This is a genomic window from Prevotella sp. HJM029 (assembly GCF_000599605.1).
Taxonomy (GTDB): domain Bacteria; phylum Bacteroidota; class Bacteroidia; order Bacteroidales; family Bacteroidaceae; genus Prevotella.
Map to the genome: position 1 here is coordinate 1 of NZ_AZHT01000064.1, position 16,522 is coordinate 16,522.

Sequence of the window (16,522 nt, forward strand, 5' to 3'; positions counted from 1 at the left end):
CCGTTGGTGCTGCTGCTCTTTTGGCAGCCGCTTGTGCCGACGATGATTTAGCAACCGACAAGTCCAACAAACACACGGGCACCGCCTTAGCATTCAATGTGAGCGATATGCAGATGGATGCCTTGGCACAAAATGGCGCAGGGCAAACGCGCGGTTTGAGTATGCAGCCCATTCCAGCAAGCTATCTTGCTCCGCGCAAGATTGATGCCACAGGCAATAATCCCCACGACTTTTGCTTGATAGAGTCTACCGTTGAGGGTCTTAACCCTGTGAAAGTGGATGCGAAGACGCGCGGAACGATTCTCACTGCCAGCACACTTGGCACCTTCTCCTCGATTGGCTATCGTGCGGCAAGTCCTACAGCTGCAGCTAATCCGAGCACGGCATTGTTGTGGTTTCATGGTGAGAAGACCAATCCCGATGGCACGTTGCAAAGTCGTTACGATTGGGACTGGCCAGTGAATGTTTATGGTCGCTTCTATGCTGTGTCGCCCGAGGCTACAGCAGCCAATGGCATCACGCTCTCACCGAGCAACTCTGCGCAGGTGCCTTATGTGGACTTTGAAGTAAAGAGCAATGTGGTTGACCAAGTAGACTTGATGACAGCTTGCTCGGGCGAGGTGCACTATGAGCATGGCAACGACCCCACGAGCAACCTCAAGTTCACGCATGCCTTAGCGGCTGTGAAGTTTTCCATCGGTAGCAACCTCTCACCTGTCATCATTGAGAAGATTGAAGTTTCGGGTGTGAAATATAAAGGTCGTTACGAATTGCCCAATGCGTTGAATGCAATGGGCACATGGACGTCTGTTGACAATGCCACAACCACCGTAACGCTCAGTGGAATTAACATGAATGCTGCCGACAGACCCAACACGATGTTGGCCGGAGCACTCAATCCTGCGACAAATCCCAACAATCGTGCAGGACGCGAAGCTTATACATTCTTGATGATTCCGCAAACCTTACCAAATAAATCAGATGTCAATCATGCTAAGGTTACGATTTACTACGAGGAAGGTGGTTCTACCAAGCAAATTTCATTCCCACTCACGGGTGAATGGAAGCCCAACACCACACACGAATATAAGCTCTCGCAGAAGAACTCCTCATGGGACTATCAGTTAACCCTCACCGACAACAGCAAAACCTTCGACTATCGAGGCTACGCTTTGGGAAGTGCACAGTTCCAAGTGAAGAGCTATCGTCAGGCACCCGATGGCACTACACCGCAGCCCATTCCTTGGAAGATTTCCAAATATGAGGAATGGGACTACGCTACCAATAGCTGGGTTGATAAAGGTACAACCAAACCCGCTTGGCTCGGCGACCTCACCGATCAGGGTAATGGTAGCACAGCAGCAGAAGCAGGCAACGCCGCAGTGAAACCTGCCACTGTTGTTGATAAACTTGCCGCTTACAACCAAGTGCTCAAGGGTGCTACGCCCAAAGGCACAGCTGCCAATCCCTACAACTTGGCCAATCCCGGTGGAAATGGTTCTCTGATGAATATAGAAGAAAGTGCCAACTGTTATCTCATCTCTGCTCCGGGCTACTATTGCATCCCGCTGGTCTATGGTAATGCCATCAAGAACGGTATAACCAACAGTCATGCTTATCAGACCTCTAACAGTGGTGCTTACATCCTTCAGCATTTCAAGGACCACGCCGGTCAGGACATCAGCTCTCCGTACATCAATGTGCAGAATGCTTCCAATCCTGCCACCCAGGCCAGCATCGTATGGACCGACCAAAGTGGCATCATAGAGGCAAGTAGCCTCGGCATCGCAGACGCTGGAACGAACGCTTTCGTTCGCTTCCGCGTACCCCAAGACAAAATTAAGAACGGCAATGCTGTTATCGCCGTCAAGAACGCCTCGGGTACCGTGATGTGGTCGTGGCATCTGTGGTTTGTTCATGACGATGCGCTCAACACCGTCACTTGCACAAACTTTCAAGGCCATAAATACAAGTTCACACAGGAGAACCTTGGCTGGAAATACACCGCTTTGAGTGGTACCAGCTACACCTCGCCCCGCAAGGTCAGGGTGAAGGTGGAGCAGACCGTTGCCAATGGCGGCGTGAAACAGTCTGCCTACATCACCATTACGCAGAATCCGGGTAACGCGCGGCGAGGCTATAACACGTTCTACCAGTTCGGTCGCAAGGATGCCCTGCCGGGCATTGACGCCGTGAGCGACGGTTCTTTCAACAAGAGCGGCGGTGACAACATGTCCATTCAGAACGGCATCCAACATCCCGAGAACTTCTACACATGGGGTAATTCATGGAGAAGCAATCCGCCTACCGGCTACACTTACTACAACCTCTGGTCGATGGACAACACCACTGCCGACTTCAACGACAATGCCGTGGTCAAGACCATCTACGATCCCTGCCCCGCCGGTTTCAAGATGCCCGCCTCTAACGCCTTCACCGGCTTCACGACAAATGGGCAGAACGGAGGTACGAATAATAATGTAAGCGGTGCTTGGGACTACGGGTGGAACTTCAACAACAAGATATCTTCTCCTGATGCCACCGTATATTTCCCCGCTTCGGGTTGGCGCGAACCTACCGGTTCGCTGCTGAGCAACGAGGACTTCGGCTCCTATTGGTCGGCAGTCCCGTACGACGCGGGCTACGCGCACTACGGTTCCTTACTGAGCTTCTACTTAGGCGGCGTGCTCCCGCAGTACTCCTACTCTCTGGCGATGGGGTACTCTGTCCGCCCCGTGGCCGAACCCAAAACGAGGGTGACACCGAAGGTGCCAGGCTCAACCGAGGAGCAATGGGGAAGCGAGCAGCAAGTGGGCGGCACCGAGATTGATTTAGACAATTAAGAAACGACAAGTAAAACGAAACGTAATGAAAAAAATAAATAGATTGACCCTTGTGCTGACCTTGATGGCAGCAGGGTTATTCGCCGGTTGCGCAAGCGACGAAGAGGCAACCCGCGAGAACCAAAAGATAGCGCTTGACGGCAGCCACTTCAAATTTACCGAAGTGGCCTATCAGGCCGACCAGGCTGTGACACGTGCTGCGGCATCCGTGAAACCGACGACCGTTGACTTGGGCGACGGCTTGGAGGCCGAAGTATCGGTTACTCCCGATGCGCCTACTGGCAAAACGCGCGCCGTTGATCCCATCAGCGATGGCAAGTATACCATCCTCGCCTTCGACCCCAGCACCCACAACTTGCAAGGAAAACTGGAGGGCAGCGTCACGGGCGGCGTGTTTGCCCCTGATGCCGGTCAGAAACTGTTGCTCGACCCCGGCACCTATGACTTTACCTGTTTCAGCGAGCCTGTGGAATATGATGAGCCAAACAAACGACTAGTGGTTAAAAACTGGCTCACCAAGAGTCCGACGATTGGCCATGTGCAGGAAACGATAGCGGGCGATGATTACGAAGTGGCGTTTAACATGGAGCACAAAGCTGCTCGTGTGCGCCTCAACATTACGTCGGATATTCTATCAGAGAACACGCCCATTGATGCTTATCTGCAGGGAACGACTTTTCTTACTGGTTATTGGATGCAAGATTGGCACACAGCTTATTCCGGCGCACTCGATAACACGGGCAACTTCTTTTATAATGTGCCGCAACCATTGACCTTTACGAATATCGCGCCTGTTACGACGCAAGCAGGCACGACCTGCACGTCGGCCTACGGCTATATGTTGCCTTCAACAGAATCGAACAATAGTTTGAAAGACTATACCCTCCACTTCACTGCCGGCACTATTGGTGGTGGCTCCTTAGCGAGCAAAGCGATTAATTTGAGTGGTGCCACTTTCCCCACGGGCTTTCAATGGGATTACAATCAAAGCATCACCATCAACGTCAACGTCAAAGGCCAGCTCTACCTGTTTGAAGACGGCAAGGCACGTGTATACGCCGGACGAGGCACACATACGCCCATTGGGCTCGTTATTCAGCAGAAGTGGGAGCCAACGAACCAAAAAGGCACGGCCTGCGCGTTAGAAATCATTAAAGATCCTGTTTTCCCAAATCCTGTAACGCACGGTGATGCCTATGCGTGGGAAGATGAAACCAAAACACTCCCCTCGAATCCAGACCATCTAAACACTACGGTTTACAATGGTGTGCACGATGGACAGAACGATATGAACGGCTACAACTGGACATGGGATGCCAACAGCACGAAAGACCATGTGGTGCGCGGTGACGCGAAAGAAAAATATCCTGCGTTCTATCAAGCCGGACATTACACCCCCAGCAATGCAACCATCACGGGTGCAAATATTGGCAAATGGTATATACCAGCCGCAGGAGAAGTGATGGAACTGTTCCGCCTATTTGGCACCATCACCGTGCCGGCTAACGAGCCTTGGCGTGGCAATTGCAATATGGCACAAACGGATATCGACAAAATGCTCGCAGCTTTCACGAAAGTAAACAGTGGATTACTCCTCAAGTATCAATTCCTATGGACGAGCACGGTTTGTGATGCTGCAAATACAGGTGGTTTTGGTCCCTATACACCTGTTAGCTTCTACATCAACGGTAGTAGTTCCGGGCAGATTTGGTGGCCTACATTCAACAAGGTAGGTGCCAATTTCTATATTCTGCCTTTCGTTAAATACTAAGGGCGTAAAAAGCTATGTTTGGGGAGTATCGAATGGGCTGTCGCAATGATGCAAAAGCCCATATTGACCCCCGAATCGTTTGTTGCAGCGATGTAACGGTCATATCGACCCCCGAATCGTTTGCTGCAGCGATGTAACGGTCATTTCGACCCCCGAATCGTTTGTTGCAGCGATGTAACGGTCATATCGACCTCCGAATCGTTTGTTGCAGCGATGTAACGGTCATTTCGACCCCCGAATCGTTTGCTGCAGTGATGTAACGGTCATTTCGACCTCCGAATCGTTTGTTGCAGCGATGTAACGGTCATATCGACCTCCGAATCGTTTGCTGCAGCGATGTAACGATCATTTCGACCCCCGAATCGTTTGCTGCAGCGATGTAACGGTCATATCGACCCCCGAATGGGATAGAACACGAAAAAACTACGCTTTGGGATATTCCCAAAGTCAACTTTAAATACATTAGCAAGCAATGAAATTAACTGCTTTAGACCGTAGCAAGCTCCCTGGGATGGAGCACTACCAGTATGCCGGCCATGTGCTGCGCATGTGTAAAGAGGCGGGCGTTGAAAAGCTCACCGCTGTGTTGAAACCTTTAGAAGATGCGCTAAACCGTGAAGACGAGGCGTTGAACCGTCCGCGTTCCAAGGAGGGCTCGAAGGAGCTCGACACTTTGGACAGCGTGCGCGACACGGCCTATCGGGCTTTGATGAAGGCGCTGGAGGCAGCCGAATTGAGTGCCGATGCCGACGAGGCGAAAGCCGCCGAGAAGCTGAAGGATGTGATGAAGAGGTATCCGGGTGTGGTGCGGGCGAATTACGACCGGGAGACGGGGTTGATTCTAAATCTTGTGACCGATTTGAAGAGTGCCGAATGCACGGCGGCAGTAACAAAACTGAAGCTCGCAGCGGCCATCACGCGGTTGGAGACGGCCAACACCGCGTTCGGCGACAGCTATCACAACCGTTACAAAAGCGGTAGGGCAGTGGACGATTTGAAGGAACTGCGCGTAGCCACCGACGATGCCATCGACAAGGTGTTGCTGCGCGTGGTGGCACTGAACGAATTGGATCCGAGCGAGGCCATCACGGCGCTTATTCAGCATTATAACAACTATGTGCACGACCGTCACACGGTGATGAAACAGCATAAAAACAGCACTGCGCATGAGAATGCGGTGAGGGTTGAACAGCAGCGCCAAATGCTCCTCCCGATGTTCGATGCGCTGGGCAAGACGTTGGGTGTGGCGGCCGAAGCCGTGCATTATTCGGGCGAGAGCCGCGGTTCGGGTGCGAAGAAATGTTATCGACTGACGATTGACGGCCGTGCGAATGATGTTTGGGTGAAGGTGTTTCGCAAGAAGAAATTGGTTGAGGTGGCCGAGAAGGATTTGCCGAAAGCATCGTCAAACAAAAAGCATGGTGCGGCCGATAATTCGCATGGCAGCCATGCCAACGGCGAAAATCCCAGCGCCGAACATGGTTCGGCCACGGTGACACCAAAACCATAAAATTCCATTCATTTAGAGTTGAGGGGGCGGGAGTGCGCGATGCATTTCCGCCCCCGATTTGTGGGGTGAGGTTGTTTACGCATTTCGTTTGGGTGGGTGATGTGTGAAACATCGTTACCCCGCGTGGGCGAAAGAAAGTACAACCCCCAGGGGGTAGCCCCCTCGCTTGCATCCGTTACCCAGGGTAGGCTGCGTTGCACTTGCCAACCCTGCGCTATCGAGAGTATAACCCCGATGGGGTAATGGCACACCACGTGGGGTTTGGTAGAGATGGGTAGGGGCGGTGCCTATGTGCGAATACCATTAACCCGCGTGTGCAAATGGTTGTGGGGAGAACCAAGCCTGTAGGGCTTGTACTTTTGATAGCCCAGGGTTGGCGACGAAAGGAGCCTACCCTGGGGAAGGTAGCGGGAGAAAATCTATGCCATCGGCATTGTACTTTTTTAAATCTATTTGCATGCGGGAGATCATTCATTCGCCGCGTGTGGTAATGATGTGCGATGAGAAAGAGTACAACCCCCAAGGGGGTAGCCTCCTCGCTTGCATTGTTACCCAGGGTAGGCGCGTTGCACTTGCCAACCCTGCGCTATCAAAAGTATAACCCCAATGGGGTAATGGCACACCACGTGGTTTGGAGCTATCGAATGTGCAATACGGTGGGGTATGAACACACCGCGTGGTTGGCGTGGGCTATCGAATGTACAATGTGATGAGGTAATGGCACACCGCGTGGTTTGATGGAGATTGGTAGGGGCGGTGCCTGTGTGCCCGCCCGTGTCGCCCTGCAAGGGCGCATTCGTCGTTCATCCCCCGCGCACAATGCGTGTATTTTTGGTATGGAAACGCCGCTGCGCGAACGTTCGGGCGGGCACACAGGCGCCGCCCCTACGGTTTCGTTGGGGTGGATTGTGCATGAACAGGTATACAAGTCTTTGTTTACCCCAAAAGCGAGAAGTTTCATAAAAAGCAAAGGAGCGCATCAAATGATTGATGCGCTCCTTGCGTTGTTTTTGAGCCTCTTGTCGGATTCGAACCAACGACCCCGAGATTACAAATCACGTGCTCTGGCCAACTGAGCTAAAGAGGCGGGTGGGCAAGCTATCCTTATCGCGTCGCTACAACCATGTACCCTTGCTGCGTTCCCGCCCTGGGGGATTCCAAGGGAGCTGACCGTAAGGGACTTGCCCATATGCTTTTTTTGAGCGATTGCAAAAGTATAGTTTTTATCGATAGCGGCAAAATATCGTTCATTAATTTAATGTTTATTTACAAATCTACCACTGTGATGCCCGCTCCTCCGAATTGCACCTGTTCGTCGGCATAATGCTCCACATTAGGTACTGTGGCCAGGTATTGCCGAATGAGCGTGCGCAAGATGCCGTTGCCCTTACCATGGAGAATTCTTACGCGTGGCATACCTAACAAAATGGCATCGTCAATGAAGTGTTGCACGGCGTTTAGTGCTTCATCTCCACGCATGCCGCGCAAGTCTAAGTCCTGATGGAACTGCTGCTTGTGCTGATCAATCGTTGCGCGTGTGGCATGACTTAAATGTTGCGTGTCTGCCGCTATGGGGGCTGTTTGCACACCATCTTTCACGCGTTCCAAGCGTTGTAACGCCACGGTTGAACGCATACCTCCAAAAATAACGACACCTTTTGCACCATCTATACGCTCTAACAGCCCTACCGTGGTGGTGCCTTTGATGCGAACAGCGTCGCCAACCTTCAAGGCGCGAGGTGCTATTTCTGAGGACGTAGAGACCGCTGTGCGCAATTTTTCGGCTATTTGTTGCTCGCGTTGTGCTTTTTCTTGGCTACGTTTCTCCTTGCGTTGCCGGCGTTGCTTAAGCTGTTCTATCTTCTTTTCAAATTCATCCTGGGTCAATAATCCCTGTTCTTTTACGGGCTCTTTCTTCACCGTCTGCGTAAACTGCTGCAACTCCTCACGTATTTTCCGCGTCGTTTCCTTCTCTGCCTGCGCCTCTTTAATGGCCTTAATGGCATTTTCAATACGCCGATTGCCCTCCTGTAACAACTGCTCGGCCTCAACCTTTGCCTGCGCAAGAATTTGCTTGCGCTGCCGTTGCAAATCGTTCTTTGCCTGCTCATATTGCGCTATCACCTGTTCAGCATCCTTTTCTTGCTGGCGAATTGTCTGGCGTTTTCCTTCCCAATAGCGCTTATCCCTCACAATATCTTGCAAATATTTATCGCTCTGAATGTAATCCGACCCAACGATTTCCGAAGCCTCGGCAATCACATTCTCGGGCAATCCAATCTTTCGTGCAATCTCAATGGCGAATGAACTACCAGGTCTTCCGATGGCCAACTGAAACAAGGCACGCATCTCGTGGCGATCATAAAGCATCGCTCCATTGGCCACTTCGGGATGATGGTCGGCAAAATGCTTCAGATTTTGGTAATGCGTGGTGATGACCGCCCAAGCTCCCTTGCGATAGAACTGATTTAAAATGCTTTCGGCAATGGCACTCCCAATTTGCGGCTCTGTGCCTGTGCCCAGCTCATCAATAAGAATGAGCGATGTGGGGCATGCCTGTCGCATCATGTTCTTCATATTGTAAAGGTGCGAGGAATAAGTCGACAAATCATTCTCTATGCTTTGTTCATCGCCAATATCGATCATCAAGTCGGTGAAAATGCCACATTTCGAACGCTCGCTCACCGGGATAGGAACCCCGCATTGCAGCATATATTGCAGCAATCCCACCGTCTTTAGGCACACCGATTTTCCACCCGCATTAGGTCCCGAGATAATCAAAATGCGTTTTTCGGCGCTGAGGGTAATATCTAAAGGCACAATCTTTGCGCCATGGCGCTGCAGTCGTTCTTCTAACAAAGGATGACGTGCTGCAATCCAATCAACACAAGGCTCAGCAGAAACTTGTGGCGAAATCGCACGAAACACTTCTGCAAAATGCACCTTTGCCTGAATAAAATCGAGCTGCCCCAAGAAATGGAGCGCATCTAAAATCTCATGCACATGCGGGCGCACATATTGCGTTAACTTAGTGAGTATGCGCAACACCTCTTGCCGTTCTTCACTTTCCAATGCTCTTATCTTATTATTCGCCTCAACCACTTCGGCAGGTTCCACAAAAAGTGTGCGCCCTGTAGCACTCTCATCATGCACAATACCATTTACTTTGCGCTTCAAGCTCGGCGTAATAGGCAAGACCAATCGTCCATCACGCACAGTGGGTGTCACATCTTTCTCAACCATGCCCTCGGCTTGGAAAGTAGTCAATATGCGATGAAGCACACGTGAGACGGCACCCGAAGATTGTGCTAATTCGCGCCGAATTCGTGCCAATTCAGGAGATGCGGTGTCACGGAGTCGCCCATAAGAATCTATAATCTGATCTATGCGCTGTACCAGCTGTGGATGTGTTGCAATACCGTCTGCCAAGGAATACAGAGCCTCCCCCACCCGATTTTCTGGTGCGTCAGGATGTAAAATACTCACAACCTGATGAATGGTGAATAGCGAACGCCGTAAATCAAAAAAATCATGCACTTCTAAATGAGCATTTGAGATACGCGCTTTACGCACACATTCGCGCACATCAAAGACATGATGAAGCGGAAAATCGGGCATCTGCTCTAACAACAAACGATATTCATTTGTTTGCGCATGCGCCTCGCTCACAATGGTTTCATCAGAAGAAAGCTGCATCGCTTCAACCTCAGCCATGCCCAAAGGTGATAAACAATAACTCTGCAATAAGGAACGTATCGCTGAAAATCCAATCTTTTCTTCAAAATTATTGGGATAGGTCATGATGATTTTTTCTTTGCCTGCAAAGGTAACAAAAAAGTAAAAATAAGACAAAAACTAAAGGGCATATGTCTATTTATAGCGAAAAAGCACTACCTTTGTATCGTTTATAAACGTAATTTTGGTTAATGATTAATTCACAATCGCTTCGTCAGGCACAGGCCTTTGCACGACAAGATGGTGCACTTTTAGGACTCCTCTGGTGTGTAGCCTTTGCCAGTAGCTTATATATGCCACAATCATCTATCGGCGGGCTACTCACTTTAGCAACCCCCATCTTTATGATTTGGCGACTCATCGTTTTTAGAAACTATGCCCTCGAAGGAAGAATTTCTTATCGTAGAGCCTTTTATTACTGCGTTTCAGCATTCTTTTATGCCGCATTACTCTTTGGCTTGTTACTATTCATTTATTTCGTAACATTGGGCAAAGGGCAACTGATAGCGCTTTTCAATGTAACAATGCAAGCCATTACACCCATCTATCAACAACATGGAATTGATACGAAAGTGCTTAATGACGCGCAAATGCTTGTAACAACCATGTCACCCCTCAACTTAGCTTTCCTCTTTGCTACCTATGGTTTGGTTGCAGGTTGGTTTGCTTCGATTTTTATTGCCATATTTGCTCTTTTTAAACGTTGAACTCATTTATTCAAGATATGGATATCACTGTTGTCATTCCACTTTATAACGAAGAAGAATCTCTTCCTGAATTGCACGCCTGGATACAGCGCGTGATGAATGAAAATCATTTTTCTTATGAAATTATTTTCATCAATGATGGAAGTACAGACCACTCATGGGAGGTCATTTCAGACTTAGCAAAAGCCGATGAACACGTGAAGGGCATCAAATTCCGCCGCAACTATGGCAAGAGCCCTGCCCTCTATTGTGGATTTGCAGCCGCGAAAGGCAATGTTGTCATCACAATGGACGCCGACCTTCAAGACTCTCCCGATGAGATTCCTGCACTCTATCGTATGATTCAGGATGAAGGCTATGATTTAGTTTCAGGTTATAAACAAAAACGTTATGATCCACTATCCAAGACAATTCCCACGAAACTCTTCAATGCTACCGCACGAAAAATAAGTGGGGTGCACAATCTTCACGATTTCAACTGTGGGCTGAAGGCCTACAAGTTAGCCGTTGTGAAAAATATTGAGGTTTATGGCGAAATGCATCGTTATATTCCTTATTTGGCAAAGAATGCAGGATTTGATAAGATTGGCGAGAAAATCGTCCACCACCAAGCACGCAAATATGGAACAAGCAAATTTGGATTAAATCGTTTTTTCAATGGCTACCTTGATTTAATTACGCTGTGGTTTCTCAGCAACTTTGGCAAAAAGCCCATGCATGTATTTGGCTTCTTGGGTAGTATCATGTTCTTCATTGGCTTCATTGCTATTATTTGTATTGGCGCCGACAAGGCCTATGCGCTGCTTAACCACATTCCGCAACGCTTAATCACCGATACTCCTTACTTTTTCATCGCTCTGACCACCATGTTGTTGGGTAGCCAATTTTTCTTAGCGGGCTTCATAGGCGACCTCATTAGTCGTCAGAATCCTAATCGCAACGACTATCAAATAGAAGAAATGATTTAGACATGGAGAAGAAAAGTATAACAAATTACCAACAAAAGAAGATGAGATTACATCATAAACAAGCCTTGTTTACACTCTTATTAATGTTGTTTTGCTTCGCTGGATGTTCAACCATTGACTGTGGTATTAACAATAGTGTGTACTGCCAATATAAACTTGCGGGGGATGTTACAACATTAAATGACACCCTAACCATCACAGCCGACCTGCATAATGGCAATGATTCAGTCATTATTAATAAGGCTCAGAAAACAGATAGCTTTTCGCTCCCAATGAGCTATCAACAAGATGAAGATGTGTTTTATTATGAAGTAGCCAATCCATCAAACCGCTATCGTGACACAGTGAAAATCAGAAAAACGAATATTCCACACTTTGAATCGGTAGACTGCAATCCTATGGTTTTTCACTACATCACTCATGTGAGCCATACGAAGCATGCCATCGATTCCATTATCATTAACAACCCTAACGTAACCAATAATGTTACAACGAGTACTTTCCTCATTTATTTTAAAAATCATAGCCATTAGCCTGATCCTATGCGCAGCAGAACCATTGCATGCGCAAAAGAAAGCAGCGGCAACAGCAACCGACTCCATACCCTTTTTCAACGGGATTGCTGTTTCTGCCGACCTCATTGGCCCTGCACAACTCATGGTGAGTAGCTATGGTCAGTATCAAGCTGCGCTACGAGTGAATCTCAAAAATAAATGGTTCCCAATAGCAGAAGTGGGCTATGGAAAGGCAAATGCTGATGATGTTTCTACAAAATTGAGCTATCAGACAGGGGCTCCTTATGGCCGTCTCGGTATGGATTGGAACATCAACAAAGAAAAAAATGATAGCTATCGCATTTATGCAGGCTTTAGATATGCCTATACCTCTTTTAAATATAATATCGATAGTCATGGGCTAATTGACCCTGTATGGAAACAACCAGCCGATTTTTCAGCACACAACCAACAAGCTTCGCAGCACTGGATGGAGTTAGTCTTTGCTTTAGATGCCAAATTATGGGGCGCACTACGTCTGGGATGGAGCGTAAGATATAAAAGAAGGCTCTTCCATCGACAACAAGAGATTGGTGAACCTTGGTATGTTCCAGGCTTCGGACGCAATGGTAATAGCCGCTTAGGAGGTGAATTTAATATAATAGTTGAACTATGAGAAAAGGTAAAAAAATATATTTTCAGGTAGCATTCCTACTCTTCCTCGTCATAGGAACAATCATCATCATACGACAACAACGTGATGTTCCCTTTCAAACCAATAAGGGTTTTATCTTTGGAACGACTTACCATGCTACATACCAATACGATAAAGATCTTAATCAAGAGATTATAAAAGCTTTAGACCGCGTAGACGCTGAGTTCTCAATGTTTAATAAAAGGTCGACTGTTACTCGATTTAATCAAAGTGGAAAGATAACGGCTACCCCAATGTTTGCCAACTTATTACAACTTTCAAAAACGATACATCAAGAAACAAATGGAGCATTTGATATTACCGTTGCACCACTTGTCAATGCTTGGGGCTTCGGATTCAAACACCAACAACTACCCAATCAACAACAGGTGGATAGCTTGCGAAGGCTCATGGGCATGCGATATATTTTGATAAACAATGAGAATGGTAAGACTATTGTGTCAACAAGGCATCCTCACCTTATGCTCGATTTTAGTGCTATAGCTAAAGGCTATGGTAGCGATGTTGTGGCTGATTTGATGAAACGTCATGGCATAAAAAATTATATGATTGAAATTGGAGGTGAAATAGTGGCCAGTGGCTTAAATGAGAAACGCCTTCCTTGGAAAATTGGTGTGACTAAGCCCAATGACAACAAGACTGAAGAAAACGAGGAATTGCAAACGGTTCTGAATATAACCAATAAGGCAATGGCTACCAGTGGCAACTATCGCAACTTTTATTATCGCGGGAAAAAGAAGTTTGCACACACCATAGATCCACGCACAGGCTACCCCGTCCAACACAGTTTACTCTCGGCTACTGTCATTGCTAACAGCTGTGCCGAAGCCGATGCCTATGCAACGGCCTTTATGGTGATGGGTATTGAACGTGCAAAAGAAGTGCTCAAGCAGCATCAGGAGCTCATGGCCTATTTTATTTATGTGGGACATGATGGGAAAAATCAAGTCTGGTTCTCACCCAGTTTGGAAAATAAAATAGTAAAATAGAAAGATAATGGGAAACGACCTACAACTCTATAAGCAACTATTAAGTTTACCTCTGTTCCAGGGATTGAGCAAAGGAGACTTAGAAGAGGTCGTGACACATACACGATTGGGCTTTGAAACGTATAACGAGGGGCAATACATTGTGCAAGAAAACGCACCATGTCATCAACTTATCTTTGTCCTCAAAGGCAATTTCGAAGTTGAGACGATTGCAGCCAATCATAATTATTCGATTACAGAAATATTACACGCCCCAGGGTTATTACAGCCCGAACGTCTATGGGGATTAATGCAATTCTACACAAAATCATTTAGATGTAAGACATCTTGCCAAATACTGAGCATTGAGAAGAGTGAGATAATGAAACTTTGCGATCAATACCTCATTTTTAGGATTAATCTGTTTAATCTCCTTAGTACAGCTGCACAACGAAGTGAGCGTAGACTATTACGCTTAACCTCAGCCAGTCTTGAACATCGCATTATATATTTTTTTGCTGATCGTTGTCTACAATTAGCTGGGGCTAAAACAATTAAAATAAAAATGACACAATTAGCAACAGAAATAAATGATAGCCGGTTAGATGTGTCACGGGCGCTCAACAATTTACAACAAATGGGATTAATTCGTTTAAGACGAAACTATATAGAAATTGAAAAGTTGGAAGAAATACTCCAACATCTTGCTATTTAAAATAAAACAGCGATATGAATAAAACAGATAACAATGCCAAAAGAGTAAATCCATTCTTTGTGGATTATGGCACACTTCATTATACAGTACCCTTCCATAAGATTAAAACTGAAGACTATGAAGAAGCTTTTATGGAGGGTATTCGTCGAGATGATGAAGAAATCGACAAACTCATTAACGATTCTGCCACACCAACTTTTGAGAATACAATTGCCAGAGTTGACTTAGAAAAAGGCGAACATTATTATGATTTGTTAGACAGAGTATCGAATGTCTTTTCGTGCATGCTAAGTTCTGAAACAAACGATGAGCTTGATGCATTGGCACAAAAACTGAGTCCTATACTTACCAAGCATGCCAACGATGTGAGCTTAAACGAGAAACTCTTCAAACGGGTGCAGTATGTTTACCACCATCATCGCGAGCTAACTCCGGAAGAACAAATGCTACTCAACAAAAGTTATGATGGCTTTGTACGGAGCGGTGCCCTATTAGATGAGAAAGGGAAAGAAAAATTAAGACAGCTCACGGAAGAAGCAGGCATGCTCACACTTCAATTCTCACAAAATCTATTAAAAGAAACGAAAGCGTTTGAATTGCACATCACAGACAAAGCACAATTAGAAGGGCTGCCTGAAACAGCCGTAGCTGCAGCAAGTCTGGCAGCAAAAGAAAAGCAATTGGAAGGATGGCTCTTTACGCTTGATTTCCCAAGCTACAGTCCTTTCATGACCTACGCCAAAAATCGTGCGCTACGCCAACAGCTTTATATGGCACGAAACACGCTGTGCACACATAAGAATGCAGAGAACAACATCGAGATTTGCAAACGCTTGATTAACATACGACGTGAGATTGCTCAGCTCTTGGGCTTTGAGACCTACGCCGATTATGTGCTGCAACATCGTATGGCCAGCAATACTGCTAACGTTTACCAACTGCTCGATTCACTCCTTAATGCCTATAAACCAACTGCATTGAAAGAGATGGCCGAGATTGAAGCTTTAGCAAGAAAGGAGGAGGGTGCTGATTTTAACCTGAAACCTTGGGATTTCAGCTACTATTCTCACCGCCTTCAAATGGAGAAATACAACCTTGATGCCGAGATGTTGCGACCCTATTTTGAACTTTCAAAGGTCATCAAAGGGGTGTTTGGATTGGCTACAAAGCTCTATGGTATCACCTTTAAAGAGAATAAGGATATCCCCGTGTACCACCCCGACGTGAAAGCCTATGAAGTGTTCGATAAAGATGGTTCATACTTGGCCGTGCTCTACACTGATTTTCACCCGAGAAAAGGGAAGCAAGGTGGTGCTTGGATGACAGAGTTTAAAGGCCAATGGATTGACTCCAAAGGTCGGAACAGTCGACCACACGTGAGTTTAGTGATGAATTTCACCAAACCTACAGCCGAGAAGCCCGCCCTTTTAACGCTCGGTGAGGTGGAAACCTTCCTACACGAGTTCGGCCATTCGCTCCATGGTATGTTTGCCAATACTCGCTTTGAAAGTCTAAGCGGTACCAATGTGTGGTGGGACTTTGTGGAATTGCCATCACAGTTCATGGAGAATTACGCTGTCGAGAAAGCGTTTCTACGCACATTCGCAACTCACTTCGAGACTGGGGAACCTATTCCAGACGAACTCATCACACGCATTATCAACAGTCGTAACTTCCTGGCGGGCTATGCTTGCCTGCGACAAGTAAGCTTTGGCCTTTTAGACATGGCATATTACACACAAAAAAAAGCATTCGATGCCGATATCATTCCCTTTGAGAAAGCTGCTTGGAAGGAGGCTATTATCACCGAGCAACTGTCCGAAACGTGTATGACTGTACAGTTTAGTCACATCATGGCTGGAGGTTATGCTGCAGGTTATTATAGTTACAAATGGGCAGAGGTTTTGGATGCCGACGCTTTTAGTCTGTTCAAAAAGCAGGGCATTTTCAATCAGGAAACAGCTCAGAGCTTCAGAGATAACATCTTGTCGAGAGGTGGAACAGAGCATCCAATGACTTTGTACAAACGTTTTAGAGGGCAAGAACCTACCATTGATGCTCTGTTAGAAAGGAATGGTATTGCAATTCAATAAACA

General features: G+C 47.1%; 11 protein-coding genes, 1 tRNA gene and 1 other RNA gene. 10 read left to right on the top strand and 3 right to left on the bottom strand.

Annotated elements, in window-relative coordinates; translation table 11 throughout:
- From X919_RS16825 to X919_RS0104610, 3 genes are all read left to right on the top strand, one after another.
- A partial coding sequence (locus X919_RS16825; RefSeq protein WP_036917048.1) for a hypothetical protein occupies positions 1–2,843 on the top strand: 2,843 nt, incomplete at its 5' end.
- A 25-nt stretch (positions 2,844–2,868) separates the two neighbouring features.
- Positions 2,869–4,614 carry a hypothetical protein gene (locus X919_RS0104605; protein WP_155949660.1) on the top strand — a complete coding sequence of 582 codons (1,746 nt, stop codon included), beginning with the start codon at positions 2,869–2,871 and terminating at the stop codon, positions 4,612–4,614.
- A 472-nt stretch (positions 4,615–5,086) separates the two neighbouring features.
- Positions 5,087–6,124: a DUF6261 family protein gene (locus X919_RS0104610; RefSeq protein ID WP_028899203.1), complete on the top strand. Its 1,038-nt coding sequence runs from the start codon at positions 5,087–5,089 to the stop codon at positions 6,122–6,124.
- Between the two features lie 1,013 nt (positions 6,125–7,137).
- On the opposite strand, the gene X919_RS0104620 is transcribed toward X919_RS0104610, so the two are convergent.
- The 3 genes from X919_RS0104620 to X919_RS0104625 all read right to left on the bottom strand — a co-directional run bounded on the left by X919_RS0104620 (position 7,138) and on the right by X919_RS0104625 (position 9,925).
- Positions 7,138–7,211, bottom strand: a tRNA-Thr gene (locus X919_RS0104620).
- A 1-nt stretch (position 7,212) separates the two neighbouring features.
- An RNA gene (gene ffs, locus X919_RS15945) (signal recognition particle sRNA small type) lies at positions 7,213–7,311 on the bottom strand.
- 79 nt (positions 7,312–7,390) lie between these two features.
- Positions 7,391–9,925 (bottom strand): endonuclease MutS2, encoded by a 2,535-nt coding sequence (locus X919_RS0104625; RefSeq protein WP_028899204.1) that lies wholly within the window; start codon positions 9,923–9,925, stop codon positions 7,391–7,393.
- Between the two features lie 125 nt (positions 9,926–10,050).
- Here X919_RS0104625 and X919_RS0104630 point away from each other — a divergent pair, with 125 nt between their 5' ends.
- The 7 genes from X919_RS0104630 to X919_RS0104660 are packed head-to-tail and all read left to right on the top strand — an operon-like array spanning position 10,051 to position 16,519.
- Positions 10,051–10,566, top strand: a complete 516-nt coding sequence (locus X919_RS0104630) for a DUF4199 domain-containing protein (RefSeq protein WP_028899205.1) — start codon at positions 10,051–10,053, stop codon at positions 10,564–10,566.
- A 17-nt stretch (positions 10,567–10,583) separates the two neighbouring features.
- Positions 10,584–11,534: a glycosyltransferase family 2 protein gene (locus X919_RS0104635; protein WP_028899206.1), complete on the top strand. Its 951-nt coding sequence runs from the start codon at positions 10,584–10,586 to the stop codon at positions 11,532–11,534.
- Positions 11,535–11,575: 41 nt separating this feature from the next.
- Positions 11,576–12,067, top strand: coding sequence for a DUF6452 family protein (locus tag X919_RS0104640; RefSeq protein ID WP_028899207.1), 492 nt, complete (start codon positions 11,576–11,578; stop codon positions 12,065–12,067).
- Positions 12,018–12,704, top strand: coding sequence for a DUF6048 family protein (locus tag X919_RS0104645; RefSeq protein WP_028899208.1), 687 nt, complete (start codon positions 12,018–12,020; stop codon positions 12,702–12,704). Before X919_RS0104640 ends, X919_RS0104645 begins: the two co-directional genes overlap by 50 nt.
- A complete protein-coding gene (locus X919_RS0104650; RefSeq protein ID WP_028899209.1) occupies positions 12,701–13,732 on the top strand; it encodes an FAD:protein FMN transferase in 1,032 nt (343 codons plus the stop codon). Before X919_RS0104645 ends, X919_RS0104650 begins: the two co-directional genes overlap by 4 nt.
- A gap of 7 nt (positions 13,733–13,739) precedes the next feature.
- Positions 13,740–14,426, top strand: coding sequence for a Crp/Fnr family transcriptional regulator (locus X919_RS0104655; protein ID WP_028899210.1), 687 nt, complete (start codon positions 13,740–13,742; stop codon positions 14,424–14,426).
- Between the two features lie 14 nt (positions 14,427–14,440).
- The gene (locus X919_RS0104660; RefSeq protein WP_028899211.1) at positions 14,441–16,519 is read left to right on the top strand and encodes a M3 family metallopeptidase; all 2,079 of its coding nucleotides are present in this window, start codon (positions 14,441–14,443) and stop codon (positions 16,517–16,519) included.
- Positions 16,520–16,522 lie beyond the last annotated feature (3 nt).